27 protein-coding genes and 1 other RNA gene are annotated in these 26,013 nt (G+C 66.0%); 17 read left to right on the forward strand and 11 right to left on the reverse strand.

Annotation, left to right across the window (positions count from 1 at the left end; all coding sequences use genetic code 11):
* Window positions 1-10: 10 nt before the first annotated feature.
* The gene (locus ROV93_RS03130) at window positions 11-1,360 is read left to right on the forward strand and encodes a metallophosphoesterase family protein (protein WP_227837561.1); all 1,350 of its coding nucleotides are present in this window, start codon (window positions 11-13) and stop codon (window positions 1,358-1,360) included.
* 10 nt (window positions 1,361-1,370) lie between these two features.
* Window positions 1,371-1,985: an inorganic diphosphatase gene (locus ROV93_RS03135; RefSeq protein WP_072168319.1), complete on the forward strand. Its 615-nt coding sequence runs from the start codon at window positions 1,371-1,373 to the stop codon at window positions 1,983-1,985.
* 19 nt (window positions 1,986-2,004) lie between these two features.
* Here the strand turns inward: ROV93_RS03135 and ROV93_RS03140 are convergent, their stop codons facing one another.
* A complete protein-coding gene (locus ROV93_RS03140) occupies window positions 2,005-2,589 on the reverse strand; it encodes an SMI1/KNR4 family protein (protein WP_053499158.1) in 585 nt (194 codons plus the stop codon).
* 109 nt (window positions 2,590-2,698) lie between these two features.
* Here ROV93_RS03140 and ROV93_RS03145 point away from each other — a divergent pair, with 109 nt between their 5' ends.
* A complete protein-coding gene (locus tag ROV93_RS03145; protein ID WP_072168318.1) occupies window positions 2,699-4,114 on the forward strand; it encodes a deoxyribodipyrimidine photo-lyase in 1,416 nt (471 codons plus the stop codon).
* A 139-nt stretch (window positions 4,115-4,253) separates the two neighbouring features.
* Window positions 4,254-4,949: an OmpA family lipoprotein gene (locus tag ROV93_RS03150; protein WP_005416156.1), complete on the forward strand. Its 696-nt coding sequence runs from the start codon at window positions 4,254-4,256 to the stop codon at window positions 4,947-4,949.
* Window positions 4,950-5,151: 202 nt separating this feature from the next.
* On the opposite strand, the gene ROV93_RS03155 is transcribed toward ROV93_RS03150, so the two are convergent.
* On the reverse strand, window positions 5,152-6,183 hold the full coding sequence (locus ROV93_RS03155; RefSeq protein WP_061477953.1) for a LysR family transcriptional regulator: 1,032 nt from the start codon (window positions 6,181-6,183) through the stop codon (window positions 5,152-5,154).
* Window positions 6,184-6,330: 147 nt separating this feature from the next.
* Here ROV93_RS03155 and ROV93_RS03160 point away from each other — a divergent pair, with 147 nt between their 5' ends.
* The 6 genes from ROV93_RS03160 to ROV93_RS03185 all read left to right on the forward strand — a co-directional run bounded on the left by ROV93_RS03160 (window position 6,331) and on the right by ROV93_RS03185 (window position 14,158).
* Window positions 6,331-6,558, forward strand: coding sequence for a hypothetical protein (locus tag ROV93_RS03160; protein WP_049414419.1), 228 nt, complete (start codon window positions 6,331-6,333; stop codon window positions 6,556-6,558).
* Window positions 6,555-7,325, forward strand: coding sequence for an SDR family NAD(P)-dependent oxidoreductase (locus tag ROV93_RS03165; RefSeq protein ID WP_072168317.1), 771 nt, complete (start codon window positions 6,555-6,557; stop codon window positions 7,323-7,325). The genes ROV93_RS03160 and ROV93_RS03165 overlap by 4 nt, the downstream gene beginning before the upstream one ends.
* A gap of 91 nt (window positions 7,326-7,416) precedes the next feature.
* The gene (locus ROV93_RS03170) at window positions 7,417-8,640 is read left to right on the forward strand and encodes an efflux RND transporter periplasmic adaptor subunit (RefSeq protein WP_312538540.1); all 1,224 of its coding nucleotides are present in this window, start codon (window positions 7,417-7,419) and stop codon (window positions 8,638-8,640) included.
* Between the two features lie 127 nt (window positions 8,641-8,767).
* Window positions 8,768-11,938 (forward strand): multidrug efflux RND transporter permease subunit, encoded by a 3,171-nt coding sequence (locus tag ROV93_RS03175; RefSeq protein ID WP_072168316.1) that lies wholly within the window; start codon window positions 8,768-8,770, stop codon window positions 11,936-11,938.
* A 67-nt stretch (window positions 11,939-12,005) separates the two neighbouring features.
* Window positions 12,006-12,743, forward strand: a complete 738-nt coding sequence (locus ROV93_RS03180) for an SDR family oxidoreductase (protein WP_072168315.1) — start codon at window positions 12,006-12,008, stop codon at window positions 12,741-12,743.
* Window positions 12,737-14,158: an efflux transporter outer membrane subunit gene (locus ROV93_RS03185; protein WP_072168314.1), complete on the forward strand. Its 1,422-nt coding sequence runs from the start codon at window positions 12,737-12,739 to the stop codon at window positions 14,156-14,158. The genes ROV93_RS03180 and ROV93_RS03185 overlap by 7 nt, the downstream gene beginning before the upstream one ends.
* Window positions 14,159-14,201: 43 nt before the next feature.
* Here ROV93_RS03185 and ROV93_RS03190 read toward each other — a convergent pair whose 3' ends face one another.
* Complete coding sequence (locus ROV93_RS03190; RefSeq protein ID WP_005416164.1) at window positions 14,202-14,579, reverse strand: VOC family protein; 378 nt, start codon at window positions 14,577-14,579, stop codon at window positions 14,202-14,204.
* Window positions 14,580-14,720: 141 nt separating this feature from the next.
* Between ROV93_RS03190 and ROV93_RS03195 the strand changes: the two genes are divergently transcribed.
* Complete coding sequence (locus tag ROV93_RS03195) at window positions 14,721-14,984, forward strand: hypothetical protein (protein ID WP_049414598.1); 264 nt, start codon at window positions 14,721-14,723, stop codon at window positions 14,982-14,984.
* A 19-nt stretch (window positions 14,985-15,003) separates the two neighbouring features.
* Here ROV93_RS03195 and ROV93_RS03200 read toward each other — a convergent pair whose 3' ends face one another.
* From ROV93_RS03200 to hchA, 3 genes are all read right to left on the reverse strand, one after another.
* Window positions 15,004-15,861: an endonuclease/exonuclease/phosphatase family protein gene (locus ROV93_RS03200; protein WP_072168313.1), complete on the reverse strand. Its 858-nt coding sequence runs from the start codon at window positions 15,859-15,861 to the stop codon at window positions 15,004-15,006.
* A gap of 240 nt (window positions 15,862-16,101) precedes the next feature.
* Window positions 16,102-16,806: a PA1136 family autoinducer-binding transcriptional regulator gene (locus ROV93_RS03205; protein ID WP_072168312.1), complete on the reverse strand. Its 705-nt coding sequence runs from the start codon at window positions 16,804-16,806 to the stop codon at window positions 16,102-16,104.
* 4 nt (window positions 16,807-16,810) lie between these two features.
* Window positions 16,811-17,683 (reverse strand): glyoxalase III HchA, encoded by an 873-nt coding sequence (gene hchA / locus ROV93_RS03210; protein ID WP_312538542.1) that lies wholly within the window; start codon window positions 17,681-17,683, stop codon window positions 16,811-16,813.
* Window positions 17,684-18,062: 379 nt separating this feature from the next.
* On the opposite strand from hchA, the gene ROV93_RS03215 reads away from it, so the two are divergent.
* On the forward strand, window positions 18,063-19,286 hold the full coding sequence (locus ROV93_RS03215; RefSeq protein ID WP_072168310.1) for a cytochrome P450: 1,224 nt from the start codon (window positions 18,063-18,065) through the stop codon (window positions 19,284-19,286).
* A 17-nt stretch (window positions 19,287-19,303) separates the two neighbouring features.
* Here the strand turns inward: ROV93_RS03215 and ROV93_RS03220 are convergent, their stop codons facing one another.
* The gene (locus ROV93_RS03220) at window positions 19,304-21,325 is read right to left on the reverse strand and encodes an alpha/beta fold hydrolase (RefSeq protein ID WP_072168309.1); all 2,022 of its coding nucleotides are present in this window, start codon (window positions 21,323-21,325) and stop codon (window positions 19,304-19,306) included.
* 146 nt (window positions 21,326-21,471) lie between these two features.
* Here ROV93_RS03220 and ROV93_RS03225 point away from each other — a divergent pair, with 146 nt between their 5' ends.
* Window positions 21,472-21,933: an isoprenylcysteine carboxylmethyltransferase family protein gene (locus ROV93_RS03225; protein ID WP_065179498.1), complete on the forward strand. Its 462-nt coding sequence runs from the start codon at window positions 21,472-21,474 to the stop codon at window positions 21,931-21,933.
* Between the two features lie 14 nt (window positions 21,934-21,947).
* Here ROV93_RS03225 and ROV93_RS03230 read toward each other — a convergent pair whose 3' ends face one another.
* Together ROV93_RS03230 and ssrA are read right to left on the reverse strand one after the other, a co-directional pair.
* The gene (locus tag ROV93_RS03230) at window positions 21,948-22,430 is read right to left on the reverse strand and encodes a hypothetical protein (protein ID WP_072168308.1); all 483 of its coding nucleotides are present in this window, start codon (window positions 22,428-22,430) and stop codon (window positions 21,948-21,950) included.
* 158 nt (window positions 22,431-22,588) lie between these two features.
* Window positions 22,589-22,942: a transfer-messenger RNA gene (ssrA, locus tag ROV93_RS03235) on the reverse strand.
* Between the two features lie 220 nt (window positions 22,943-23,162).
* Between ssrA and ROV93_RS03240 the strand changes: the two genes are divergently transcribed.
* A complete protein-coding gene (locus tag ROV93_RS03240) occupies window positions 23,163-23,735 on the forward strand; it encodes a hypothetical protein (protein WP_061477942.1) in 573 nt (190 codons plus the stop codon).
* Between the two features lie 75 nt (window positions 23,736-23,810).
* Here ROV93_RS03240 and smpB read toward each other — a convergent pair whose 3' ends face one another.
* Window positions 23,811-24,314, reverse strand: coding sequence for an SsrA-binding protein SmpB (gene smpB, locus ROV93_RS03245; RefSeq protein WP_005416174.1), 504 nt, complete (start codon window positions 24,312-24,314; stop codon window positions 23,811-23,813).
* A 57-nt stretch (window positions 24,315-24,371) separates the two neighbouring features.
* Here smpB and ROV93_RS03250 point away from each other — a divergent pair, with 57 nt between their 5' ends.
* Together ROV93_RS03250 and ROV93_RS03255 are read left to right on the forward strand one after the other, a co-directional pair.
* Window positions 24,372-24,797, forward strand: coding sequence for a type II toxin-antitoxin system RatA family toxin (locus ROV93_RS03250; RefSeq protein WP_061477941.1), 426 nt, complete (start codon window positions 24,372-24,374; stop codon window positions 24,795-24,797).
* Window positions 24,798-24,800: 3 nt separating this feature from the next.
* A complete protein-coding gene (locus tag ROV93_RS03255; RefSeq protein ID WP_072168307.1) occupies window positions 24,801-25,058 on the forward strand; it encodes an RnfH family protein in 258 nt (85 codons plus the stop codon).
* Between the two features lie 34 nt (window positions 25,059-25,092).
* On the opposite strand, the gene bamE is transcribed toward ROV93_RS03255, so the two are convergent.
* Window positions 25,093-25,485 carry an outer membrane protein assembly factor BamE gene (gene bamE / locus ROV93_RS03260; protein ID WP_005409234.1) on the reverse strand — a complete coding sequence of 131 codons (393 nt, stop codon included), beginning with the start codon at window positions 25,483-25,485 and terminating at the stop codon, window positions 25,093-25,095.
* Window positions 25,486-25,588: 103 nt separating this feature from the next.
* Between bamE and fur the strand changes: the two genes are divergently transcribed.
* Window positions 25,589-26,005, forward strand: a complete 417-nt coding sequence (gene fur / locus ROV93_RS03265) for a ferric iron uptake transcriptional regulator (protein WP_014646807.1) — start codon at window positions 25,589-25,591, stop codon at window positions 26,003-26,005.
* Window positions 26,006-26,013 lie beyond the last annotated feature (8 nt).

The following is a 26,013-nucleotide window of genomic DNA, read 5'->3' on the forward strand; positions in this document are numbered from 1 at the left end:
GCAGCTCGTGATGCGCACGCTGGCCCTGGGCCTGCTGCTGGCGCTGCCGTCGCTGTCGATCGCGGCGGCCGAACCGAATACCCAGGTGCCGGCAGGTAGCCGCCACTACGCAGCGACGACGGTGCCGGACCGCATCGTCGCCTCGCCGGCGGCCGATTCCAGCCATGGGTTCGCAGTGGCCTGGCGCACCGATGGCAGCGTGCAGGCGCCGCTGCTGGAGATCGCAATGGCCGCAGATTCGCCGGCCATCGAAGGCATCCGCCAGGTTCGTGCGACGACCCGCGCGCTGCAGACCGAGAACGGCCTGTCGCACCACCATCGTGCAGATATCGATGGCCTGCAGCCGGATACCCAGTACGTCTACCGTGTGCAGGGCAACGGCAGTTGGAGTGCATGGAACCAGCTGCGCACGCTGGCTGCCGCCGACCAGCCGCTGACCCTGCTGTACTTCGGCGATACCCAGAACAAGAACGTCAGCCATGTCAGCCGCGTGGTGCGTGCCGCGCAGAAGGCCGCACCGCAGGCACGCATGAGCCTGTTTGCCGGCGACCTGGTCAGCGGCGGCGACAACATGGATGACAGCGAGTGGGGCGAATGGTTTGCCGCCGTCGGCTGGCTGGCGCAGGAAATGCTGGTGGCGCCGGCCATAGGCAATCACGAGTACTTCGAGGAATTCGAGGACACCCCGCAGGAGCGCCGGGTGCTGGGCCGCCACTGGCCGGTCACGTTCGCGTTGCCGGGCAATGGTGCCAGCGCTGCGCAGCAGAGCAGCTACTGGTTCGATGCGCAGGGCGTGCGCGTGGCGGTGGTCGATGGCACTTCGGCACTCGACCTTGGCACGGCCAAGGCACAGGCGCAATGGCTGGACAAGGTGTTGACCGGCAATCCGCAGCCGTGGACCATCGTGTTGCTGCACCAGCCGTTCTACTCGCCGCGCGAAGGGCGCGAGAACGCCGCGCTGCGTGAGGTGCTGTTGCCGGTGGTACGCCGCCACAACGTCGATCTGGTGCTGCAGGGCCACGACCACACCTATGGCCGTCGTGGCGAGGGGCAGGCCGCGACGCCGCAGTACGTGGTGACTGTAGCCGGACCGAAGCAGTACCGCCTGTCCGATGAAGCGCGCAGGACGATGAACCCAGTGGCCGAAGACACCCAGTTGTTCCAGGTGTTGAACATCGACCCGCAGCGCCTGCGCTATGAAGCGCGCACCGTGACCGGCCGTCTCTACGATGCCTTCGAACTGCGCCGCGATGCCAAGGGGGGAAAACAGCGCATGGAGCTGACCGAAGGCCGCATCACGCCGCGTGATTGCCCGCGTGCGCAGACCGCCAAGGGTCGCGCCGATCGCTGCTGGGAATGAGGACACGCCGATGACCACGCCCCGTCGCATCCTTCCTCTCGCTGCCATCGGCGCCGCTCTGCTGTTGCTGACCAGTGCGGTGACCGCTGCCGATACCGTGCTGCATCCGTTCCTGGTGGCCCAGCCAAGGGAAGCCCCGCAGGAGGTGAATCTGGCGGTGGAGATTCCCGCCGGCAGCGTGACCAAGTACGAGATCAAGGAAGACGGCCTGGTGCATGTGGACCGCTTCCAGTCGATGCCGGTCGCCTATCCGGCCAACTACGGTTCGATGCCGCGCACGTTGGCTGGCGACAACGATCCGCTGGACGCGCTGGTGCTGACCCGTGAACCCCTGCATCCGGGCGTGATCGTACGCTTCCGGCCGATCGGCTACCTGAAGATGATCGACAGCGGCGAGCACGACGAGAAGATCATCGGCGTGCCGACCGACAAGGTTGACCCGACCTACGCCAACATCCGCGACCTGGCCGATCTGCCGGAGATCGAAAGACAGCGCATCGAAGCGTTCTTCCGGGTCTACAAGGACCTGCCGGCCGGGCGCAACGCGGTGCAGCTCAACGGTTGGGGCAACGCCGCCGAGGCGCGGGCGCTGATCAGCGAAGCGATGAAGCGCTTCGAAAGGTAGATCCGCGCCATGCGTGGATTCAGTCCAGCAACGTCTCGATGAACGATTCGGCCTGCAGGCGGTCGCCCAGTACCCGGGCCACCGCCTGTACGGCTGCGTCCTGGTGTTCAGGGCGGATGCCGCCATCGTCATCGTCGTTGTAAAGGTCATCGCCGGCATCGAGGTACACCGTGCCTGCTGCAGCCAGAGCTGCCATCAGGGTCGGCACGTCGGCAGCCATTTCGTCGGCATCCAGCAGGCCGGCACCGTGATGGCTGAACAGCACACGGCCGTCGTCCAGATCGAGGATGAACGGATCAGCGCTGCGATCGGCAATCACCAGCCAGTTCGAGGGCCAGTCGTTGATCCGTTCGCCGCTGATGCCATGCCATCGATAGCCGGCCTGATGGCTCCACAGGCGTTGCAGCGGCGGTATCCAGACATCAAGGCCGGGAACGGTGATGCCGGCGGTGCCTACCCGGGCATTGATCACTTCGCCCAGCGGCCCGACCTGCGCGTAGAAGCGTGCCAGTACCGGGGGCAGCGGGAACGGGCCCTGCCAGTCGCTCTCGTGCTGGGCATGCAGCAGCCCGAAGCGGGCGAATGAGGCGTGAAGATCATCCATGTCAGAGTCCATCGGGTAGCGGCCGTGCAGCCTAGCAGACGGCGTCTGCGCGCATCGCCTTCACCACCGCTGGCTATCATGTGCGCCTTCCACAACGAAGGCATTGCCTGTGTCGGTAGCGTTGGTATGGTTCCGCCGTGATCTGCGGCTGCAGGACAATCCGGCCCTGCAGGCCGCGCTGGATGCCGGTCACCATGTGGTGCCGGTCTACATCCACGCGCCGCATGAAGAGGGGGAGTGGACGCCGGGTGCCGCCTCCGATGCGTGGCGCCACCGTTCACTGGGTGCCTTGGATGCCGACCTGCGCACGCGCGGCTCGTCGCTGGTGCTGCGCAGTGGTGACAGCCTGCCGGCCCTGCAGTTGCTGATCGAGCAGACCGGCGCCGAGGCGGTGTACTGGAACCGCAAGTACGAGCCGGCCACCCAGCCTCGCGACGCCACCATCAAGCGCACGCTGCGCGAGCAGGGCGTCGACGCGCAGAGCTGCAATGGCAGCCTGTTGTTCGAGCCCTGGGACATCGCCACCCAGCAGGGACAGCCGTACAAGGTGTTCACGCCGTACTGGCGCAACGTGCTCAGTCATTGGCGCCTGCCGACACTGCAGGCCGCACCGCAGGCACTGGCGACGCACGCGGTCGACAGCCTCGCAATTGATGATCTACAGCTTGCACCGACGCTGGATTGGGATACCGGCTTCTGGGAGCACTGGCAGCCGGGCGAAGCCGGTGCGCTGGAGGCGCTGTCGGTGTTCGAGGACGGCGCCTTGCGCGGTTACCGCGAGCAGCGAGACCTGCCCGATCGCGTGGGCACCTCGCGGATGTCGCCGCACCTGCATTTCGGTGAGATCGCACCGTGGCGCATCGCGCATGCGCTGGAAAGACGGCGCAGTGCCGGCACCGATGCCGACATCGACGGCTATCTGCGGCAACTGGGCTGGCGTGATTTCGCCTACCACCTGTTGCATCACTTTCCGAAGACGCCCACGGACAACCTCAATCCGCGTTTTGACCGCTTCCCCTGGGCGGCGCCGACTGCAGCGCAACTGCACGACTGGCAGCGCGGCAACACCGGCGTGCCGATCGTTGATGCCGGACTGCGCGAGCTGAGGCACACCGGCTACATGCATAACCGGGTTCGGATGATCGTGGCCAGTTACCTGTGCAAGCACCTTCGCGCGCACTGGCTGCATGGCGCGCGCTGGTTCTGGGACACCCTGGTCGATGCCGATCTGGCCAACAACACGATGGGCTGGCAATGGGTGGCCGGGACCGGCGCCGATGCCGCGCCGTACTTCCGGGTGTTCAACCCGGTCACCCAGGCCGAGAAGTTCGATCCGCAGGCCCGCTACATCAGCCGCTGGGTGCCCGAGCTGGCGGCGCTGCCGGTGAAGGCGCGGTTTGCGCCGTGGCAGCATCCTCTGCTCCTGGCCGCACACGCGCCTGACTACCCACGCACGCCGATGGTGGACCTGGCAGAGGGCCGCGATGCTGCGCTGGCGGCATACCGCCAGTCGGGGGCGGGGTAAAGGGTGACCCGAGCGATCCGGTCAGTTAGCTGAACGCGGCCCTGTCGGCGCACCGGATCATCATCCCGACATCGCATTCGGCTGTTTATCCTCTCTGCGCCCGCAAGCCGCCGGCCGACCGGAAACCAAGGAGAACCTCATGATCCGCAACACCACCCGCAACGTCGCACTGGCCCTGATGAGTGCGGCCGTCCTGTCGGCCTGCGCCACCGGCGGCTCCTATGTGCAGAGTGACCAGTACGGCAACCCGACCGAACAGCAGAACCGGACCGGCCGCAACGCGCTGATCGGTACCGCCATCGGCGTGGCGGCCGGCCTGCTGACCGGCGACAGTGCTACCGAGCGGCGCCAGCACGCGCTGATCGGTGCCGGTATCGGCGCACTCAGCGGTGCCGCCGTCGGCCAGTACCAGGATCGCCAGGAACGCGCACTGCGCGAGCGCACCGCCAACACCGGCATCGATGTGCAGCGCCAGGGCGACAACATCATGCTGAACCTCCCGGACGGCATTACCTTTGACTTCGGCAAGGCGACCCTGAAGCCGCAGTTCTATGGCTCGCTCAACGGCGTGGCCGGTACGCTGCGTGAGTACAACCAGACCATGATCGAGGTGGTTGGCCACACCGACAGCATCGGCAGCGACGCGGTCAACAACCGCCTGTCGAAGGAACGCGCCGACTCGGTCGCGCAGTACCTGATCGGCCAGGGCGTGCAGAGCGTGCGTATCGAAACGCTGGGCGCCGGCAAGGCGTACCCGATTGCCGACAACAGCACCGACGCCGGCCGCGCCAAGAACCGCCGCGTCGAGATTCGGGTGATTCCGCTCAAGCAATAACGCGTAGCGTTGCTGCTTGAGCCGGTCCGGCCATCGGCCGGAACGAAAATGCCGCCCTTGCAGGCGGCATTTTTGTGGGTGCCGAGCGTTGCTCGGCACGCCGACAGCGCATGCAGAGTCGAGCCGCGCTCGACTCCCTCTGTAAGCCATGCCGACCAAGGTCGGCATCTACCAGGAGATGGATAGGCGCTCTTGTTGCAGGTTACGCCGCCGAAGCGGCCACCTTCTCCAGGATCCGCTTGCCACTGTTCTCCAGCGCGGCATCTTCCTGTGCCTTCTGCTGCTGTGCCAGCTTCGCGCCGGGGCACTGCGCCAGCATGTAGTTGGCATCGAAGTTGAGCTTCTCGACCAGGAAGTCGACAAATGCACGCACCTTCGGCGAGACCAGGCGGCCGCCGGCGAATACGGCATTGAAATCCACTTCCGGGCCGGTCCAGCCGGCCAGCACGCGGCGCACCATGCCCGATTCGACGAACGGCTTGGCCATCACATCACCGGTCAGCAGCAGGCCTTCGCCACAGACCAATGCACCATTCAACGCAGACATGTCGTTGGCGGTCATCAGCGGGGTGACCGGGAAGTCGCGCAGTTCGCCCCCGTTCTCGCCCAGCTGCCAGGTGAAGCGCGGCGAGTTGCCGGTATGGTACGGCTTGCGCATCGCCAGGATGCGATGGAACTGCAGCTCTTCCGGATGCAGCGGTTCGCCATAGCGCTCAATGTAGGCCGGACTGGCGAACACCTGCGTGCGCAGGCTGCCCAGCTTGCGCGCGACCAGATTGGAATCGGGCAGGGCACCCACGCGCAGTGCCAGGTCCGCTTCACCGGCGATCAGGTCCAGCTTCTCGTTGCCCATGTGCATGTCCAGGCGGATCTCTGGATACTGCGCATGGAACTGGCCCAGCAGCGGCGCAATCCAGGTGATGCCGATCGAGTAGGGCACAGTGAAGCGCAGCCAGCCGCGCGGGCCGGACTGCAGCTGGCTCACCGCGCTCTCCGCTTCTTCCAGCTCGCGCGCGATGCGCTGGCAGTGCTCGTGATAGATCGAACCGGCTTCGGTCAGGCCGAGGCGGCGCGTGGTCCGGTGCAGCAGGCGCGCGCCCAGGCGCGTTTCCAGCTCCTGCACTTTGCGGCTGACCGTGGTCTTGGGCAGGCCGAGCGATTTGGCAGCAGCAATGAAGCTGCCTTGCTCGACCACTTTGACGAAGATCAGCGTCTCGTTGAGATCGTGGGACATGGTCGGGGGTCCTGGACGTCGGGGATGGGACAATCGTGACAGAACGATTGGACCGGGTGCGGGATGATTATTCCCCTTAATCAGGACTAATCAAGTAAAGGTTTGAGGTCTATCGTGGCGCCATTCGTTAATTGGAGCCCGTCCGCCATGAGCCTGCGCAACATTCTTGCCCGACTCCGGAACGCCGGCCAGAACACCCTGGACCTGGCGATGACCGTCGAAGCCCGTCCGAGTTCCTTGGTACACAAGGACTTTCGTGAGTTTACCGCGCCCATGCGTCAGCAGCGTGGCGGTGCCATCCGCCTGGTCCCGCACAAGGGCGACCGGCTGCGTCGAATCGGGACTATCCCGGATTTGGGAGGAAATGTCCCGTGAATGGGATACTGACGCCCGAAGTCCTGGTCCTTGGCGGTACCGGTGCCGTCGGCCAGGGCGTGGTCGGCGCGTTGCTGGAAGCCGGCAGCCCGGTGCTGGTGGTTGGCCGCGATCCGGGCCGGCTGGCCGCGCTGCATGAGCAGTTCGCGGATGAGCCCGGACTGGAGACGCTGCTGGGTTCGCTCAGCGATGACGGCTCGGCACGCGCGCTGGCCGAACGCATCGCGCAGCGCCCGCGTCCGTTGGCCGCCGTGATCGCGGCCATGGGTGGCCCCTACCGTCGCGGCCGGGTGATCGACCGCAAGGGCGATGAGCTGCTGGGCGCGATGCAGGCCGACCTGATGCCGCACGTGCACGCCGTGCGCCACCTGCTGCCGCTGCTGCAGGACAACGTGCATGCGCGCCGCTACGTGATGATCGGCAGCCCGGCCAACGCCAAGCCCTGGGCGGGCTACGGCGAGACCTCGATCACCACCGCCGCACTGCGCATGTACGCGCAGGTGGTGCACCAGGAAGCGCAGGCGCTGGGCGTGCGCGCGCAGATGCTGGAAGTCTGCAGCCCGGTGTGTACCCCGGCCAACGCGGCCAATGCCTGCATCGAGTGGCCCAGCTCGCTGCTGGTCGGTCGTCGTGTGGTCTCCCTGCTTGATGGGTGCCGCGACAACCGCGCCATCGTCCGCTGCGACAGCAGCGATGCCGAATTGCCGCGTGGCCTGCTGCACCTGGAAGTTCCTCCGCTGTGGCGCGACACCGCAGGCATCGCTTGACCTCGACCATGGTTGAGGTCGCAGTATTCGCCGCCGATTTTTGCAACACGTTCTCATATCGCTGTACCACCCCTCCGTACGGATGCATGCCATGACTTCCCCCAATACCACCCCACATCGTTTCGGCCATCGCATTGCGATGGCCGGCGTGTCGATCCTCGCCGCGGCCGTGCTTGCAGCCTGCAGCGGCGGCCATGCCGAAGAAGGCGGTGCACCGCCGCCGCCGCAGGTCAGCGCCGCGCCGGTGCTGGTCAAGCAGGTCAGCCAGTGGGACGAGTTCAGTGGCCGCGTCGAAGCGGTGCAGAGCGTTGAACTGCGTCCGCGCGTGTCCGGCTACATCGACAAGGTCAACTACGTTGAAGGCCAGGAAGTGAAGAAGGGCGAAGTGCTCTTCACCATCGACGCGCGCAGTTACCAGGCCGAGTACGATCGGGCAGCCGCCGAACTGGCCCGCGCCCGTACCCAGGCCACGCTGGCCCGCAGCGAGTCCGAGCGCGCCAAGCGGCTGTCCGAGCAGCAGGCGATCTCCACCGAGACCGCCGAGCAGCGCCGTGCGGCTGCCGACCAGTCCGGCGCCGCCGTGCAGGCCGCGCAGGCAGCATTGGATGCCGCCCGCCTCAATCTTGAGTTCACCAAGGTGCGGGCACCGATCGACGGCCGTGCCGGCCGCGCGATGGTCACCGCCGGCAACCTGGTCACCGCCGGCGACAGCGCCAGCGTGCTGACCACGCTGGTCTCGCTGGACACGGTGTTCGTCTACTTCGATGCCGACGAAAGCACCTTCCTGCGCTACGCCCAGATGGCACGCAAGGGTGAGCGCTCGAGCGAGCGTGACAGCGCGCTGCCGGTGAAGGTCGGCCTGTCCGGTGAAGAAGGCTACCCGCACACGGGCAAGGTCGACTTCCTCGACAACCAGGTCGCCCGCAGTACCGGGACCATCCGCGTCCGCGCGCTGCTGGACAACGCCGATCGCCAGTTCACGCCGGGCTTGTTCGCCCGCGTGCAGCTGCTTGGCAGCGGCCAGTTCCAGGCGCTGCTGATCGACGACAAGGCCGTGCTGACCGACCAGGACCGCAAGTACGTGTACGTGGTCGACAAGGATGGCAAGGCCCAGCGCCGTGACATCCAGCTCGGCCGCACCGCCGACGGCCTGCGTATCGTCGAGCACGGCCTGGCCGCCGGTGACAAGGTGATCATCGATGGCGTGCAGAAGGTCTTCATGCCGGGCATGCCGGTGCAGGCCAAGGCGGTGGCGATGCAGCCACAGCCGGCGCCGGCACCGGGCCGCGATGCCACCGCTGCCCTGAAGCACTGATCCGCCGTCTCCTGATCCGCGTTTCCGCTTAGCTGCCGGCGCCAGCGGCAGCCTTCCCTGCCTTCGTCATCCCGGCGAGGGGCGGGGTGGCTGTTGCCCGCCGAATGCCTTTCCCAGGAATTCCTCCATGGACTTTTCCCGCTTCTTCATCGACAGGCCGATCTTCGCGGCGGTGCTGTCGATCGTGATCTTCGCCGCAGGCCTGATCACGATTCCAATCCTGCCGATCAGTGAGTACCCCGAAGTGGTGCCGCCGTCGGTGGTCGTACGCACGGTGTATCCGGGCGCCAACCCCAAGGTCATTGCCGAGACCGTCGCCACGCCGCTTGAAGAGGCCATCAACGGCGTCGAAGGCATGATGTACTTGAAGTCGGTGGCCGGCTCGGACGGCGTGCTGCAGATGACCGTCACCTTCCGCCCGGGCACGGACCCGGACGCAGCGGCGGTGAAGGTGCAGAACCGCGTGGCGCAGGCGCAGGCGCGCCTGCCCGAGGACGTGCGCCGGCAGGGCGTGACTACGCAGAAGCAGTCGCCGACCTTCCTGATGGTGGTGCACCTGACCTCGCCGCAAGGCAAGTACGACACCCTGTACCTGCGCAACTACGCGCGCCTGCACGTCAAGGATGCGCTGGCGCGTATTCCGGGCGTGGGTGACGCGCAGATCTTCGGTGGCGGCGACTACGCCATGCGTGCCTGGCTGGACCCGGACAAGGTGGCCTCGCGCGGCCTGACCGCGAGCGACGTGGTGCGTGCCATGCGCGAGCAGAACGTGCAGGTTTCGGCCGGCCAGCTCGGCGCCGAACCGCTGCCGGACAGCAAGTTCCTGACCCTGATCAATGCCCAGGGCCGTCTGAAGACCGAAAAGGAATTCGGCGACATCGTGCTCAAGAGCGGCACCGATGGCGAGATCGTGCGCCTGTCCGACGTGGCCCGCCTGGAACTGGGTGCGGGCGACTACACCCTGCGCTCGCAGCTGGACGGCAAGAACGCGGTGGGTATCGGTATCTTCCAGTCGCCGGGTGCCAACGCGCTGGAAATCCGCGATCAGGTCATCTCGACGATGGACGAGATGCAGAAGACCATGCCGGCCGATGTGAAGTACGAAGCGGTGTATGACACCACCATCTTCGTGCGCGACTCGATCAAGGCCGTGGTCTCCACGCTGCTGGAAGCGATCGCCCTGGTGGTGCTGGTCGTGATCCTGTTCCTGCAGACCTGGCGTGCGTCGATCATTCCGTTGATCGCGGTGCCGGTGTCGGTGGTGGGTACGTTCGCCGCGCTGTACCTGCTGGGCTTCTCGATCAATACGCTGAGCCTGTTCGGCCTGGTGCTGGCGATCGGCATCGTGGTCGACGACGCGATCGTGGTGGTGGAGAACGTTGAACGCAACATCGAGGAAGGCCTGTCACCCACCGCCGCGGCCCACCAGGCCATGCGCGAAGTGTCCGGCCCGATCGTGGCGATCGCGCTGGTGCTGTGTGCCGTGTTCGTGCCGATGGCCTTCCTGTCCGGTGTCACCGGCCAGTTCTACAAGCAGTTCGCGGTCACCATTGCCATTTCCACGGTGATCTCGGCGATCAATTCGTTGACCCTGTCGCCAGCCCTGGCCGCGCGCCTGCTGAAGGCCCATGGCGCTCCGAAGGACGGCCCGAGCCGCCTGATCGACCGCCTGTTCGGCTGGGTGTTCCGTCCGTTCAACCGCTTCTTCAAGTCCAGCTCGGAGAAGTACGAGCGTGGCGTGGCCCGCATCCTCGGCCGCCGCGGTGCGGTGTTCGTGGTCTACGCGATCCTGCTGGTCGGTACCGGCGTGATCTTCAAGCTGGTGCCTCCGGGCTTCATTCCGACCCAGGACAAGCTGTACCTGATTGCCGGTGTGAAGCTGCCGGAAGGTTCGTCGATCGCCCGCACCGATGAAATGCTGCGCAAGGTCGCCAAGATCGCCCAGGAAACCGATGGCGTCGCTCACACCATCTCGTTCCCCGGTCTGAACGCGCTGCAGTTCACCAATACGCCGAACACCGGTGTGGCGTTCATCCCGCTCAAGCCGTTCGCCGAGCGCCATGGCCGCACCGCCGCGCAGATCAATGCCGAGATCAACCAGAAGATCGCCGGTCTGCAGGAAGGCTTCGCGTTCGCGATGATGCCGCCGCCGATCCTCGGCCTGGGCAATGGCAATGGCTACCAGATGTTCATCGAGGACCGTGGCAACCTGGGTTACGGCGCGCTGCAGAATGCGGTGCAGGCCATGCAGGGCACCGTTGCGCAGACGCCGGGCATGGCCTTCCCGATTTCCAGCTACCAGGCCAACGTGCCGCAGCTCGATGCCGAGGTCGACCGCGTCAAGGCCAAGGCACAGGGCGTGCAGCTCACCGAGCTGTTCGACACGTTGCAGACCTACCTGGGTTCGGCCTACGTCAACGACTTCAACCAGTTCGGCCGCACCTGGCAGGTGATCGCCCAGGCAGATGGTCCGTACCGCGAGACGGTCGAGGACATCGGCAAGCTGCGTACCCGCAACGACCGCGGCGAGATGGTGCCGATCGGTTCGATGGTCACCATCAAGCAGACCTTCGGCCCGGACCCGGTGCTGCGCTTCAATGGCTATCCGGCAGCGGACCTGGCCGGTGAAGCCGACCCGCGCCTTCTGTCCTCGGCCGAAGCGATGACCAAGCTGACCGAGATCGCCGGCAAGGTGCTGCCGGTGGGCATGACCACCGAATGGACCGACCTGAGCTACCAGCAGGCAACCCAGGGCAAGGCCGCCTTCATCGTGTTCCCGGTGGCGATCATGCTGGCCTTCCTGGTGCTGGCCGCGCTGTACGAGAGCTGGTCGCTGCCGCTGGCGGTGATCCTGATCGTGCCGATGACCCTGCTGTCCGCGTTGTTCGGCGTGTGGCTGACCGGCGGTGACAACAACGTGTTCGTGCAGGTCGGCCTGGTGGTGCTGATGGGCCTGGCGTGCAAGAACGCGATCCTGATCGTCGAATTCGCCAGAGAGCTGGAGATGGGCGGCAAGGGTATCGTTGAAGCCGCGCTGGAAGCCTGCCGCCTGCGCCTGCGCCCGATTGTGATGACCTCCATCGCCTTCATCGCCGGCACGGTGCCGCTGGTGCTGTCTCACGGTGCAGGCGCCGAAGTGCGCTCGGTGACCGGCATCACCGTGTTTGCTGGCATGCTGGGTGTGACGCTGTTCGGCCTGTTCCTCACCCCCGTGTTCTACGTGGCCCTGCGCAAGTTCGTCACCCGCAACGGTGGTGGCCAGCTGGTGCAGCACGGCGAACCGACCATCCATCACTGACAGGGAACGTTGCTGACACTGGCCGCCCGGTCGGTGTCGGTTTTCCCCCTCATCAAGGCATGACTCCATGAACTCCCATCAGAACAAGATCGCACTGGTTACCGGCGCCACCCGTGGCATCGGCGCCGAAACGGTACGCCAGCTGGCCAGCAACGGCGTGCATACGCTGCTGGCCGGGCGCAAGCGTGAGGCCGCCGTGGAGCAGGCGCTGAAGCTGCAGGCCGAGGGCCTGCCGGTGGAAGCACTGCAGCTGGACGTCACCGACAGCGCCAGCATCGCCGAGGCGGTGCAGCAGGTGCGCGAGCGCCACGGCCGCCTCGACATCCTGGTCAACAATGCGGGCGTGTTGCTGGAAAATCCGGCGCAGCGGCCGTCGGAGCAGTCGTTGGACACCTGGCGCCGCACCTTCGAGACCAACGTCTACGCACTGGTCGCGGTGACCCAGGCCTTCCTGCCGCTGCTGCAGCAGGCCAAGGCAGGCCGCATCGTCAATGTCTCGAGCATCCTCGGTTCGCAGACCCTGCATGCCGATCCGGCGTCGGGCATCTACGACATGAAGGTTCCGGCCTACAACGCCTCCAAGGCCGCTGTGAACAGCTGGACCCTGGCACTGGCGCACGAACTGCGCAACACGCCGATCAAGGTCAACACCGTGCACCCGGGCTACGTGAAGACCGACATGAACGGCGGCCACGGCGAAATCGAAATCGCCGAAGGCGCGCGCTCCAGCGTGCAGATGGCGCTGATCGGCCATGAAGGCCCGAACGGCAGCTTCACCTACCTGGGCGAGGTGCTGCCATGGTGATCCGCACGTTGGCGATGGCCGTCTCCAGCCTGGTGCTGGCGGGCTGTGTCAGCGTCGGCCCGAACTACAAGGCCCCGGTGCAGGAACCGGTGGTCCTGCAGGGTGCACAGCAGCCGGTGTTCAGTACCGCTTCGCCGGTCGCCAGCTGGTGGGCGCAGTTCGATGATCCGGTGCTGGAACAGCTGGTGCACGGCGCACTGTCGGACAACCTGGACCTTCGCGTGGCCGTGGCCCGCGTCAGCCAGGCCCGCGCGGTGTTCGTGGAAAGCCGCCTCGACCAGGCTCCGCACGTCACCGCTGGCGGCAGCTACGACCGCCGCAAGCAACCCGATCCGCAGCTGGGTGGGCAGCGGGTGTTCAGTGAAAGCTACCAGCTCGGCTTCGACGCCGGCTGGGAGCTGGATCTGTTCGGCCGCAAGCGCCGTGCTGCTGAAGCCGCGCGCGCCGACCTCGGTGCCGAGCAGGCCAACCTGGCCGATGCGCAGGTCCTGGTCGCCGCTGAAGTGGCACGCAATTACTTCGAGCTGCGTGGTACGCAGAAGCGCATCGCGGTGGCCCAGCACACGCTGGAAAACCTGCGCGATACGCAGAAGCTGACTGAGGCGCGCTGGGAGCTGGGCGCAGGCAGCGAGCTGGATGTGCAGAGCAGCCGTGCCCGCCTGAAGGCGATCGAGGCTGACATCCCGTTGCTGGAAGTGGCCGAGGCGCAGTCGCGCAACCGGCTGGCCGTGCTGCTCGGCCAGCGCCCGGAAGTGCTGACTGACATGCTCGCGCCGCACGACGTACCGGCCTTCGCCAAGGCACTGCCGCTGGGCGATACCCGCGAACTACTGCGCCAGCGTGCCGACGTGCGCGTGGCCGAGCGTCGCCTGGCGGCTGCGACCGCACGCGTGGGCGTAGCCACGGCGGACCTGTTCCCGCGGTTGTCGCTGTCCGGCTTCGTCGGGTTCCTCGGCGGCGATGCCAGCGGCCTGGTCAATGGCAGCAACAAGGCCTGGTCGCTGACCCCGTCGCTGAGCTGGGCGGCATTCGACTTCGGCACCGTGCGTGCACGCCTGCGCGCCAGCAAGGCTGAAGCCGAAGGCGTGGCCGCGCAGTATGAGCAGGCGGTACTGCTGGCCCTGGAAGACACCGAGAACGCGCTGACCCGCTATTCCAAGCAGCAGGCACGGTTGGCGATCGTGGTCGAGCAGGCGCAGGCGGCACGGCGTGCCGAATCGCTGGCGCAGATTCGCTATCGCGAGGGCTCCGAGGACTTCCTGACCCTGCTGGATGCGCAGCGCACGCAGCTGGCAGCCGATGATGCGTTGGCGGCGGCCGAGTCCGAGGTCAACGTCAGCGTGGTGGGCGTGTACAAGGCGCTGGGCGGCTGGGGGCAATCACCGCAGCAACCGAGCGTGGCGCAGGTGCAATGACTCCAGGGGGGACGGAGGCCGTGGCTTCCGTCCCTTTGCTCTTTCAGGGCCACTGATTGGCCGGCACCTCGCGCTCGCGCATGCGCACGATGCAGAAGCGATGGCCGGTCGGTGCTTCCATCACCCACCAGCGCTTGACGAAGCCTATCCGTCGCGCGCCGAGCTTCTCCAGGCGGTCGGCTTCGGCATCGATGTCGTCGCTCTCGATGTCCAGATGCACCCGTGACGGGTGATCGACCCGCTGGACCTCAACGTCCAGGCCCGCCGGTGCGCCCAGCAGGTCGGCATACTCGGCGCCCCCTTCGGCACGCGCCGCCTGTGCCTGCAGGCCGAGCGCGGCGGCCCAGAAACGGGCGCCTTCGTCGGCGGGAAGGTCCTGGCAGTCGATGATGAATCCAGCCAGCCGGCTCTGGTGTGCCATGTGCTGCTCCGCACTTCGAGGGGTACGCGGCAGGGTAGCGCGGTGCATTCCGCGTACGTCTTCACCTTCGTGACGTTTCTGACTCTGCCGGATTTCGGGCCCGCCGTGTAACTAGTGGGTCAGGCACTCGGGAGGAAGGCGATGGCGGACGGAAGGCGGGATACCCAACGGATGTTGTTCGGCGATCCGGGTCCACCGGGTGCGGGGCTGTCAGTGGCAGTCGTGGTACTGCTGGTGCTGGCGACGATGGCCGCAGCGGTCGGTTTCCTGCGCCTGCAGGATTCGATGCTGGGACTGGGCCTGATCGGCGTGGCGGTGTTCCTGGCGATAGGGGCCCGCATCTGCCAGGCGCGCGATCAGCATCAGGCCCTGTATCGCCTGCTGTCGCGGCAGCCGCCGCTGTAGCTGCGGCTGCCGTGCGGGGTCAGTGCTGTGGCCAGTCCAGTTCGACCACCAGCGGGAAATGATCCGATGGCAGCACGCCATCGATGCGGCGGTCATCGGTCAGGAAGCTGCGCGCGTGGAAACCGCGCACCAGCACCCAGTCCAGCTGCGCGGTGGCCTTGCCAGTGAAATCGTGGAAGGTCAGTCGCGGGCCCTGCGGTGTCTTCACCTGGGTACGGGTGTCGTGCAATACGCGGGTGAATGCCTTGTAGGTGTCGCCGCCGGGTTCGCTGTTGAAGTCACCGGTCAGCACCACCGGCAGGTCGGCCGGCAGGCCGGCCACGCGCCTGCCGATCAGCTCGGCACCTTTCACCCGTCGTGGTTCGTCCTCGTCGCGGTAGGGCAGGTGGGTATCCATGAAATAGAAGCGGCGGCCGTCATCGATGCGGCGGAACAGCGCCCAGGTGACCATGCGTGGATACAGGTTGCCCCAGGTGATGCTGCCGGGCACATCGGGCGTATCAGACAGCCAGAAGTTGCCTGATTCCTCGATCGCCAGCACCTTGCTGTCGTAGAACACGCCCATGTGCTCGTCGCCGCTGCCGCCGCGGCGGCCCTCGCCGAACCAGCGGTAGCCGGGCAGGTGCTGGGCAAGGTAATCGGCCTGCTCCTGCACCAGCTCCTGGGTACCGATCACCGCCGGGTGCGCATCGAGGATGACCTTCACCATCGCATCGCGACGATCGGGCCAGCGCTTGCCGGGCTCGGTATCGGCCGGGGTGCGCACATTGAACGACATCACCTTCAACGGCGCAGGGGCTGCGGCCCAGGCGCTGGTCGCAGGCAGGGCAAGCGCCAGCAGGGCACAGAGTACGGGGCGACGGAAACGCGACAACATCGTGGAATCCCTCCATTCCATGAAAACGGTTTCACAGAGCATGCCACGAATGCGCGGACAGCGTTATGCAGGGATGGGTGGCTCGCGGATGCCGGGCGGGCGATGAACGTCCCACCCGGTGGACCGCGCACCGGCGATCACGGGTCGTAGCTCATCCCGTCGCCTGCCTTCTGCAATCGCGCAGATGCCCAGCGCGTATGCAGCACGCTGATCAGGCAGCAGGAAGTGTCTCCATCCTGATCAGTCTTCAATCTCGCCACGGCGGCCTGCCGCGCGCACTGCCTGAGCGGTGGTGGCCACGCCAAGTCGTTGCCGTGCTCGCCGCAGGTGGTTCTCAACGGTGCGCGCAGACAGCCCCAGCGTGGCCGCTATCTCTGCCTGGCGCCGTCCAGCGGCGACCCAGCGCAGCACCTCGCGTTCGCGTGCGCTCAGCGCGCCCGCGCGGATGTCGGCCGGCGCTTCGGCCAGACGCCGCGCCGCACGGAAGGCGGAGGTGCCGACCATGTCCAGCAGCACACGCGCGCTGGCGGATGCATCAATCGAGGTGCCGGCGAAACTGACCGCACCCTCCAGACCGGTCGGGCCGAACACCGGAACCTGCAGCCCATGCAGGCCATCGCCGCGCGGCTGCTTCACCACCTGATAGCGTTCGCCGCGCACGCCCTGGCGCTTGCTCCAGAAGAACGGCGCAGTGCTGTCCAGCACATGACGGTTGACCGGGCAGGCATGCAGGTAGCGGGCGAGTGCGGTATCGCTGCCGTCACCGAACCAGTCACCTTCGATCCAGTACACGCGCTGTGCGCCGCGCTCCAGCCCGGTTCCGGTGGCAAACACCAGCAGGCGGTCGTAGCCCAAGGGTGAGGCGGCGGCGCGCAGCACGCCGCCCACCGCAGGCAATGACCGAGCCTGTTCCAGTTCCAGCAGCGCGGGCACCAGCGCAGGCATGGGCTCAGCGCCCCGCCAGTGCATCGAGCAGCGTACGCGCGGCCAGCTTGCCCAACGCATTGCCGGCCAGCGGGCTGTCGCCGGTCAGCAGCAGGCGATCCTGCAGCACGCTGCCATCGATGCCCTCATTGACGATCTGCACGCCCTGCTGGGCCAGTCGTTCGCCGAAGAACCAACGCAGCTGCCCGGGCATGTAGCCGATCTCCGGTGTCTGCCGGTCCATTGCGTCGGGGAAGGCGCAGATGCGGTAGCCACGGAACAACGAGTCACCCTCGGCTTCGTCGACGCCCGCTGCCAGCAGCGCCGCCGGGCCATGGCAGAGGGTGATGATGTGGCGCTGCTCGGCCATGGCCCACTGCAAGGTGGCCTTCACAGCGCGGCTTTCCGGGAGGCCGATCAACGCGCCGTGCCCACCGGGAATGAAGACAGCGGCGTAGTCCGAATCGGTGCCCAGGCCGGCCAACACCTGGTCCAGCTGCAACGGCTGGCGGAAGCGTGCCTGGTAGCGTTCGTACAGGGCGCCGATCTCGCTGTCCTTGTGTGGGAAGGCCCACCATTCGAACTTGACCGGGTTGCCGGACAGCGTCGCCACGTCGATGTCGAAGCCGGCCTTGTCCAGGTGGTACATCGGCAGCAGGGTTTCCACCGGATGGTTGCCGGTGGAGAACAGGTGGCCATTGGCGGTCGGCAGATAGCGCTCGTCGGCGGCGATCATCAGCACCTTCCAGCGACCATCGCGGCGCGCATCCGGATAGTCGGCGCCGGACAGGTCGCTCTTGGGCGAGGTGAACTGCGAGAGCGAATACGGCGACGGGAAGAAGGCATCGCGCTCGGCCGGATCGGGGCTGGGCTGGCGGCTGGGCTCTTGCGTGTTCATGCAGACCTCCGTTGGGGGAAAGTGAGCCCAGCATAGGAGGCCGGACGCGCAGGCGCGATGAGGGATTCCCCTCAATCGGCCGCAACCAGGATGCTGCAGTGCGCCACCCGGCCGGTTGGACAGCGGGATTATGTCGTGTTATCTAGCCGGTGCCGGGATAATCCCGGCATAACCACACAGCAAGCAAAGGAATGAAAATGAAAAGATTCGCCCGAGCATTGCGCGTCACTCTGAATATTCATCCGAACGAAAAGAGCAGCGTGTGGAATACCTGGCCTCTGTGGGTCGAATTCTGATCCTGCGGGCCAAACCCGCGATCTAGCGGTAGCAAGACGAAGGGACTCGTCTTTCGAGTCCCTTCCTGCCGGAGACGCACTGCATGCAAGGGATGTCGAATGAAGGCAGCGCCATTGCTGCCGAGCGCCTGGCTGCGCGCGTGGAGCGCGAAGGGCCGGTGCTGAAACTGGAAACCGGCGGTATCGGGGTTTTCTGCCCGGAACTGGCCGGCAAGGTCGATAAGGAGAATTCCGAGCACCTGTTCGTGGTCGAGTCGCTGGCCGACCTGTTCCGCCGGCACGAACGCGTGCGCTGGAGCGAAGTGCGCAGCCTGATTGCCACGCGCAGTGCTGAACTCACCAGTGCACAGACTCTGGAGGCGTTGCAGTCGCGCATGCGGCAGGCATTGGACGCACTGTGCGGGCGCGAGCTGGATGCCACGCCAGCCGTGTGGAAGGTGATGGCGCATCCGCTGGTGCCACTGGTGATCGATGGGCTCGACGCACGCGGCACCGCAGCCATCGAACGCGCCCTGCATCTGCGCTACACCACCCAGGTCGAGCAGGTCATCCATCGGCGCCACCTGCTGCGCAACTTCCTCATCGGCCGTGCCGAATCACGGGCGATCGCCGCCGAACTCAAGCGCCGGGTCCGCAGCGGACGTTCGGCGCTGGACTACGCGCAGTCATTGCTGAGCCTGCGAGAGCGCATCGGCCTGGACAAGGTCACCTACCTGGTCACCGTGCAGCTGATCGCCATTTCCGGCGTGCCCGGCATGATGGCCGCCTGCCTGCTGTTGGCGATGCAGATGCATCCACACTGGCGCCAGCGCATCGAGGAGGAATTCGCGCCGCTCTCGGATGCGGAGATCCATGCGCTGCCGATCGCCAGGATTCCCTGCACGATGCGCTTCCTGAAGGAAGTGATGCGGCTGTACTCCACGCCCTTCAACAACCGCCGGGTGGCCGCCTGCGATCTGCAGGTGGAAGGGGAGGCCATCGCCGAAGGCACAGTGTTCGAGTTGAGTTCGTTCATCCAGCACCGCTCGGCGAAGTACTGGGATGACCCGCTGCAGTTCGATCCTGATCGCTGGTTGCCCGAACGGCGCAAGCGTACCGCCGGCATCTATGTGCCTTACGGCTTCCCAACGCGTTCCTGCGTGGGGTCGGCGGTCGGCAATGCACAGCTGGTACTGCTGTGCGCGCTGCTGGCACGCGAGTTCCGCTTCACCCCCAGCGCCGACTATCGGCCCGAGGTGCGCATGGAGGGCTTTGCGATTCCGGCGGCGCTGCATGGCACGTTCTCGCGGCGTACGGCCGGTGCCTGATCTGTCGGGACGGCGGCTTACTTTCCCGTTCGCCCGTGTGCCTGCATGTCCTCATGCAGGATCCGCCGCAGCTCGACGATGGCCGGCGTAGCTTCCTGCACGCTGTGTCCGGACACGATCACCTTCTCCGAATCCGCGTGCGGCAGGTGCGAACTCCAGTAGGGCACCAGCCCGTCATCGGTCTTCTCAAGTGGGCCATCGGCCTTGGCGCGGGCGATGATCGAGTGGTAGTGCACCTTCGGTGACATCGGCAGGTCAGCCACGGCGCGGACGAACGGGTCGTCCTTGTCCAGGTTCTGGATGCTGTTCATCTGGTAGCCGTGCTTGCCGTCATTGCGGTCGATCTGGCCGTCGTTGGCGATGGTGGCGACGTCTTCCAGCACGGTCAGTGGCAACCGCACCAGCCGGCCGATCCACCGGCCGAGGCGGGTGCCCGCCACGTCGGTGCCGCGATGCGGCGTGGCGATGAACACCACGCGGGACACTTCCGGCTCCGGCAGGAAGGTCAGCACCGGTGCGCCTTTGGTGCGCAGCAGTTCGCGCTGGGCGGGCGTCATCTGCGCGGTGGCCAGCAGGGTGTCGACCAGGTGGTCGCCGGAGGAGGAGATCATCAACCGTGCGATCACCCCGCCCATGCTGTGCCCCACCAGCACCATGTCATGCGAGGCCTGCGCCTTGCCGCTGGGGTCGAAGTGCTTGAACACTTCAGCCAGCGTGTGGCGCATCGCATCGTGGCTCATCGCGATGGGCATGTTGGTCGGGTAATAGAACTGCCAGACCTGGAAGTCCCGGCGGATCTCGTCGTCGCGCAGCAGTTCGTTGGCCACGTTGACCCACGCTTCCGGACTGCTGGCCAGGCCATGGATCATCAGCAGCACGCGGCGGTTCGGGTCATAGGGCTGCATCATGTACAGATGCGGCGTGTCGATGCCGCCCTTGCCGCCGAACAGCGTGCGCAGCGACTGTCGGCTGAAGTTGGAGCGGGCCAGCCACAGCGCATAGCCGGCAGTGAAGTTGGCCGCCAGTGGCACCTGCTGGCCGTGCAGGGTCACTTCCGAAACCTGGTAGGGATCGTGGATCTCCAGCTCCGGCTCGTCATCGTGCAGCACCTCCCACAGGTTTTTCCCCGAGAAGCGCAATAGCACCGTCATCGATGGCGAGGGCATCTCGCTCCAGCTCTGCGTGGCCGAAGTGCTGGCCTGCGTTGCCTGCGCCGCTGCCGGAGGCGTGGTGGCCGTGCTGCCGGCCGGGTCATCCATCACTGCCACCAGTTCGGCACCGAAGCCATCGCGGCGATGCACGCTTCGCAGCGTGCCGGTGAACGAGAGCGAGGCGGCGGGTACCAGCTCGCTGGGGGTACGCTGGTCCAGCGCCGATGCTTCGTCTGAAGGGGCCAGCACGAAGGTCCAGCGGCCCAGTTGGAAATGGCTGGCCTGGCCGTGCACGCGCCCGGTGGCATAGGCGTTGTAAAGCTGCACCGAGGCTTCCTGCACAGCCAGGTTGTAGTAGTCGCGCACCTGGGTCTGGCGGTCTTCGAAGCCGCGCTGGTTCGCCGTGCGCTCGGTGAAGAACAGATAGGCATAGGCCTGGCGCGCGACCTGCATCCACGCATCGAGGCGTGGCTGGAAGTCGGCATCCAGCTCGGTGACGGCGGTCTTGGCACGGCCGGATGCCGAGTACTCGCGCTTTGGCGCCGGCAGGGTCATCGCATACTGCAGCCACAACTCGGCCAGGCTGGAGCGCTTGTCTTCCTCGCGCACCACGATGCTGCCTTCCATCGCCTCGATGCAGGGCAGGCCGGGCTTGGCACAGACGCCCTCGTCGAGCCCGGCCACGCGCAGGGTCTCGATGGTCGCCGCGCTGAGCTTGCCGGAGGTCAGGATGTCACCGCGCTTGAGCGCGATGTACTGGCCGGGCGTGACTGAGGCAACCTGCACCGACGGCCCGAACTGGCGAAGCGTCGCGCAGCCGCCCAAGGTGAGCAGCACGGTGATGATGAGTGTCGTGCGGCCGATGAAGCCCAAGCCCGTGGTAGCCATGCGATGCTCCTGCGCGGTGGCGCCACTCTAGCGGTGGGCCTGTCAAAGCGGAATAGACCGGACGGTCGGTTTGGGCCTGGCCGCCTTGGGTGATTCAGCCATTCCCGTGTGACACTGCGGCCAATGGAAAGGACACGGTGATCGCGATGGTCTGGCTGGAAACCCGTATTCCCCCGCCCGTGGTAATGCTGCTGTTCGCCGCTATGGGCTTTGCAGCACGCTGGCTGTGGCCGGGTTTGCACCTTCGGGTGCCGGTGCCGGTTCTGCTGGCAGGGGTGACGGTGACGCTGGGTGTCGTGCTCAACTTGCTGCCCAAGATCTCTTTCCGACGCGCCGGTACCACCGTCAATCCTCTGCGACCTTCGGCGTCGAGCGCGCTGGTTACCAGCGGAATCTATCGCCGCACCCGAAACCCGATGTATCTCGGCCAGGCGCTGGTCCTGTTTGGTGCCATGGTGTACCTGCAGAACCTGATCGCGCTGCTGGTGGTGCCGCTGTTCCTGGCGTACATCACTTGGCTGCAGATCCTGCCGGAGGAGCGGGCACTGATGGTCCGCTTTCCCGAGGCGTACGCGCAGTACCGTCATCGCGTGCCACGCTGGCTGTAGCGTCGGCTACGCCATCAGCGGCTGATCTGGCACTTCACCGCCGCCGAATAGCCCTCGTAGTCGTCACCCGCGATCACGTGCAGGGTGTGGCGCTTGTCGATGCGCTTCACGTAGGAAGGTTCCTCGGTATTGGCATGCTCGTTGACCTCGGTCATCGACCAGGCCCTGGCCAGGCGCTTGGGATCGACGCCGTTCAAGTACACGAAGAGGCTCCTCTCGCCTTCGGCCACGTTCACATCGGCACTGGTGACCGTGCCACCAAACAGCGCGACCGGCTTGTCCTCCGGCTCGAACGTGCCGCCCGGCTTCTTGGCCAGGCCGGCCGCCTGCAGCGCATCGATGGCGTCGGCCGCACTGAAATCCGAGCCTGCCTTGCAGGCCAGCAGCGCCTCCAGCGTGGCGATGCCGGGCGGCGCGATGGCCGGGGCTGCGGCGTGCGTGGCTGGGGCTGCGGCGAGCGCGGTGAGGAGCAGGGACATCGCGAGGGGGGCTTTCATGGCAGATCCTTCTGGCGGTCGCGGATGGAGGGACTGCTGTGTTGGAGGTGTCATCCCGATTATGCGCCACACCTCCTGCGCGACGTGCAGGCACAAAAAAGCCGGAACCCCAGTTGACGGGAGATCCGGCTTCTTGCGGCCTCGACAGGCCTTACAGATGGTGGAGGTGGGCGGAATTGAACCGCCGTCCGAAGGCACTCCATCCCCAGCACTACATGCTTAGCTCACCGTTGGATCTCGTCCCCGAACAGCACGGTGCGCAAAGCGCATCCGGGAACCAGCCTGTTGTGTTCTAGTGCCGGACTGACAGGCAGCCGTCCAGCGCGATTCCATGATAGTGACTCTACACCGCGAGCATGGACACAAGCGGTTTCGAGGCTTAGGCCTTAAGCGGCCAGAGCGTAGTTGTCGTCGTTGGCAACTAGAGTTTTGCAGCTGGATTTACGAGGAAAGCTACCCCCTCGGCATGCGCCAGGCGACTTCACAACCCCCGTCGAAACCAATGCACCCCCGGTTTCTTCAAGTTCTGCAAGGTACAAGGCCTGTTTCGTGTCGCCACGGTCAGTGCCTGCCCAACAGTGGCAATGCTACGGCAAAACAGCTGAACAGTCACCTTGGCAATCCACAACAAGTTGTAGAGCCTCCGTCATAGCGGATTGGTAACGTCATGGGCACGAATTTGCGACACACTGGCGGCGACCATCCGGGCCAGGACAAACACGGAGACTGTGGGTGACCGAGGCAAGCCAACAACGCAGCCTGCGACAGCTGGTCGGGCCCGTCGGGGCCGACTACCAGCGGCGCGCGCTGCCGCCCGGCTGGGTCTGGGCGGTACTGGCGGCGTTGCTTGCGGCCACCGCGCTGACCGAACTGCCGGCCACAGCGGCCGCAGCACTGGTCGCCAGTGCGGTGGTGGTGCATTGGTCGCAACGCGGTCGCATCCATTGGCTGGGCTGGCGTCTGCCCGGCATGGCGGTGTTGGCGGCCCTGCTGTGGGGGCCGGAAGTGCTGTCGCAGTGGTTCGAGCACGGGCTGGCCGTGGTCCTGATGTCGCTGGCCAGCCTCAGCATCGGCGTGCATGTGTGGCAGTCGCGGCAGCTGGCGCGCCAGTTGCAGGGCGCTGCCGATTCGCTGGATGACGCCCAGTTGCTGGCCCTGTTGCCGGCCGATGCGGCCCAGATGGCACAGCAGTGGCGCGCGGGCGATGACCGGCATGCCCCGGAACTGGCAGTGGTGATGCACCTGGCCGTGATGCACGCGGCGCTGGCACCGCGCATGCGCGGGCAGGGCATGCTGGCGGGGTGACCCGCCTTTTGTAGAGCCGAGCCTGCGCTCGGCTGCCCTTCTTGCCGAAGCCGAGCATGGCTCGGCGCTACAGCCTTACGCGTCGCGGTTGCCGCGACGCATCACACGCTGCTTCTCGATCGCCCAGTCGCGGTCCTTGGCGGCATCGCGCTTGTCATGGGTCTGCTTGCCCTTGGCCAGCGCGACTTCGAGCTTGATCTTGTTCTTGCTCCAGTACATCGCAGTGGGCACGATCGTGTAGCCATCGCGCTCGACCTTGCCGATCAGCTTGTCGATCTCGTTCCGGTGCAGCAGCAACTTGCGCTCGCGCCGGTCATTGGCCACCACGTGGGTGGAGGCCTGGATCAACGGGGTGATCTGTGCGCCGATCAGGTAGATCTCGCCGCGCTTCACATAGGCGTAGGCGTCGATGATGTTGCCGCGGCCTGCGCGGATCGACTTGACCTCCCAGCCCTGCAGGGCGAGGCCGGCCTCGAAGCGCTCTTCGATGTGGTACTCGTGGCGGGCACGCTTGTTCAACGCGATGGTTTTGTTGGCCGTCGCGCTCTTTGCTTTATCCTTGCCGCTGTTCTTGCTCATTTCCGTATTGTCTCCGATTCGGGCCCGCCCGGTCGATTGCCGAAACGTCCTGTATTCATGCCTACTATCCGCCGCAGCGCCCTGGTCGAACATTCGGCCGCGCGCATGTTCGACCTGGTCAATGATGTCCAGGCCTATCCGAGCCGTTTCCGCTGGTGCTCGGCTGCCCAGATCATGGAGCAGGGCGAGGACCGCCTGGTGGCGCGCCTGGACCTCGGCCTGGGCTCTTTCAGCACCTGGTTCCAGACCGAAAACACGCTGCGGCGACCGCACAGCATTGATATGCAGCTGCGCGATGGCCCGTTCAAGCAGCTGCACGGCCGCTGGGAATTCCATGCGCTGGCCGAGGATGCCTGCAAGGTCACCCTGACCCTGGAGTTCGAACCCAGCTCGCGCCTGCTCGGTCCGGCGCTGGCAATCGGCTTCCAGGGGCTGGCCGATCGCATGGTCAACGATTTCGTCCGCGTCGCCGACGAGGGCTGAGCGATGATCGAGGTCGAGGTGGTACTGGCCTGGCCGCAGCGGGTGCTGTCGTGCCGCCTGCAGCTGGAAGAGGGGGCCACCGTCGCCGATGCTGTCGCGGCGGCCGCACTGGAAGGCAGTGCCGATTGTCCCGCCGTCGCCGTGCATGGCGTAGTGGCACGCCCGCACCAGGTTCTGCTGGACGGCGACCGCATCGAACTGCTGCGCCCGCTGCTGGCAGATCCGAAGGATAACCGCCGGCGTCGCGCGCTCGGCGGTTGATTCCGGCAGCCGTACCTGCGGACGGGCAGGGGGCTCAGCGGCCCTTCTTCTTCTTGTCCTTCGGCAGATTGCGGCCGAACTGGCGCACGGTCTGCTGGGCCAGGGCCTTGTCGTTGCCCGGGAAGTAATCGCCTTCCCAGCGGGTCACGGTGTCATTCTCGAAGAACACCACAAAGTTCTTCACTTCGGTACGGCCCAGGCGGTTCACGCGCTGGCTGGAGGTGTAGTCCCAGCGCTGGGCGTGGAACGGGTCGGGAATGGACGGGGTGCCCAGCAGCGCGGTGACCTGCTGCTTGCTCTGCCCGACCTGCAGCTTGGCCACGGCATCTTCCCGGATCAGGTTGCCCTGATAGATGGGTTGCTTGTAGATGATGCCGCACCCGGTGGTGGACAGGGCGACGGCGGCGACCAACAGGAGATTGCGCATCGGGACTGGCGGTTGGGGAAATCAAACCGATGATACACTCCCGGCGTGCCACCGCGACCCAATCCGAGGCAGCTGGCGCTAAATCGCCAATGAACGGAGACCTATGGAAACCCACGACCTGCGTAAAGTCGGCCTGAAGGTGACCCATCCGCGGATGCGGATCCTGGCGCTGCTCGAGCAGCGCAATGCCCAGCACCACCAGCATCACATGACCGCCGAAGACATCTACCGCCAGCTGCTGGAGCACGGCGACGAGATCGGCCTGGCCACGGTGTACCGGGTGCTGACCCAGTTCGAGGCCGCCGGCCTCGTGCTCAAGCACAATTTCGAGGGCGGCCAGGCGGTCTACGAACTGGACCGTGGCGGCCACCACGACCACATGGTCGACGTGGACAGTGGCAAGATCATCGAGTTCGAAAGCCACGAGATCGAGGAGCTGCAGCGCAAGATCGCCGCAGACCATGGCTACGAGCTGGAAGAGCACTCGCTGGTGCTGTACGTGCGCAAGAAGCGCAAGTAAGCCGTTCC

The organism is Stenotrophomonas maltophilia group sp. msm4, assembly GCF_032025605.1.
Taxonomy (GTDB): Bacteria; Pseudomonadota; Gammaproteobacteria; order Xanthomonadales; family Xanthomonadaceae; genus Stenotrophomonas; species Stenotrophomonas sepilia.

Bases quoted from the DNA above. Each gene is read 5' to 3' on its own strand.
- ROV93_RS03130 (WP_227837561.1), top strand. From the start codon at position 11: ATGCGCACGCTGGCCCTGGGCCTGCTGCTGGCGCTGCCGTCGCTGTCG.
- ROV93_RS03135 (WP_072168319.1), top strand. From the start codon at position 1,371: ATGACCACGCCCCGTCGCATCCTTCCTCTCGCTGCCATCGGCGCCGCT.
- ROV93_RS03140 (WP_053499158.1), bottom strand. From the start codon at position 2,589: ATGGATGATCTTCACGCCTCATTCGCCCGCTTCGGGCTGCTGCATGCC.
- ROV93_RS03150 (WP_005416156.1), top strand. From the start codon at position 4,254: ATGATCCGCAACACCACCCGCAACGTCGCACTGGCCCTGATGAGTGCG.
- ROV93_RS03155 (WP_061477953.1), bottom strand. From the start codon at position 6,183: ATGTCCCACGATCTCAACGAGACGCTGATCTTCGTCAAAGTGGTCGAG.
- ROV93_RS03160 (WP_049414419.1), top strand. From the start codon at position 6,331: ATGAGCCTGCGCAACATTCTTGCCCGACTCCGGAACGCCGGCCAGAAC.
- ROV93_RS03170 (WP_312538540.1), top strand. From the start codon at position 7,417: ATGACTTCCCCCAATACCACCCCACATCGTTTCGGCCATCGCATTGCG.
- ROV93_RS03175 (WP_072168316.1), top strand. From the start codon at position 8,768: ATGGACTTTTCCCGCTTCTTCATCGACAGGCCGATCTTCGCGGCGGTG.
- ROV93_RS03180 (WP_072168315.1), top strand. From the start codon at position 12,006: ATGAACTCCCATCAGAACAAGATCGCACTGGTTACCGGCGCCACCCGT.
- ROV93_RS03185 (WP_072168314.1), top strand. From the start codon at position 12,737: ATGGTGATCCGCACGTTGGCGATGGCCGTCTCCAGCCTGGTGCTGGCG.
- ROV93_RS03190 (WP_005416164.1), bottom strand. From the start codon at position 14,579: ATGGCACACCAGAGCCGGCTGGCTGGATTCATCATCGACTGCCAGGAC.
- ROV93_RS03195 (WP_049414598.1), top strand. From the start codon at position 14,721: ATGGCGGACGGAAGGCGGGATACCCAACGGATGTTGTTCGGCGATCCG.
- ROV93_RS03200 (WP_072168313.1), bottom strand. From the start codon at position 15,861: ATGTTGTCGCGTTTCCGTCGCCCCGTACTCTGTGCCCTGCTGGCGCTT.
- ROV93_RS03205 (WP_072168312.1), bottom strand. From the start codon at position 16,806: ATGCCTGCGCTGGTGCCCGCGCTGCTGGAACTGGAACAGGCTCGGTCA.
- hchA (WP_312538542.1), bottom strand. From the start codon at position 17,683: ATGAACACGCAAGAGCCCAGCCGCCAGCCCAGCCCCGATCCGGCCGAG.
- ROV93_RS03215 (WP_072168310.1), top strand. From the start codon at position 18,063: ATGCAAGGGATGTCGAATGAAGGCAGCGCCATTGCTGCCGAGCGCCTG.
- ROV93_RS03220 (WP_072168309.1), bottom strand. From the start codon at position 21,325: ATGGCTACCACGGGCTTGGGCTTCATCGGCCGCACGACACTCATCATC.
- ROV93_RS03225 (WP_065179498.1), top strand. From the start codon at position 21,472: ATGGTCTGGCTGGAAACCCGTATTCCCCCGCCCGTGGTAATGCTGCTG.
- ROV93_RS03230 (WP_072168308.1), bottom strand. From the start codon at position 22,430: ATGAAAGCCCCCCTCGCGATGTCCCTGCTCCTCACCGCGCTCGCCGCA.
- smpB (WP_005416174.1), bottom strand. From the start codon at position 24,314: ATGAGCAAGAACAGCGGCAAGGATAAAGCAAAGAGCGCGACGGCCAAC.
- ROV93_RS03250 (WP_061477941.1), top strand. From the start codon at position 24,372: ATGCCTACTATCCGCCGCAGCGCCCTGGTCGAACATTCGGCCGCGCGC.
- ROV93_RS03255 (WP_072168307.1), top strand. From the start codon at position 24,801: ATGATCGAGGTCGAGGTGGTACTGGCCTGGCCGCAGCGGGTGCTGTCG.
- bamE (WP_005409234.1), bottom strand. From the start codon at position 25,485: ATGCGCAATCTCCTGTTGGTCGCCGCCGTCGCCCTGTCCACCACCGGG.
- fur (WP_014646807.1), top strand. From the start codon at position 25,589: ATGGAAACCCACGACCTGCGTAAAGTCGGCCTGAAGGTGACCCATCCG.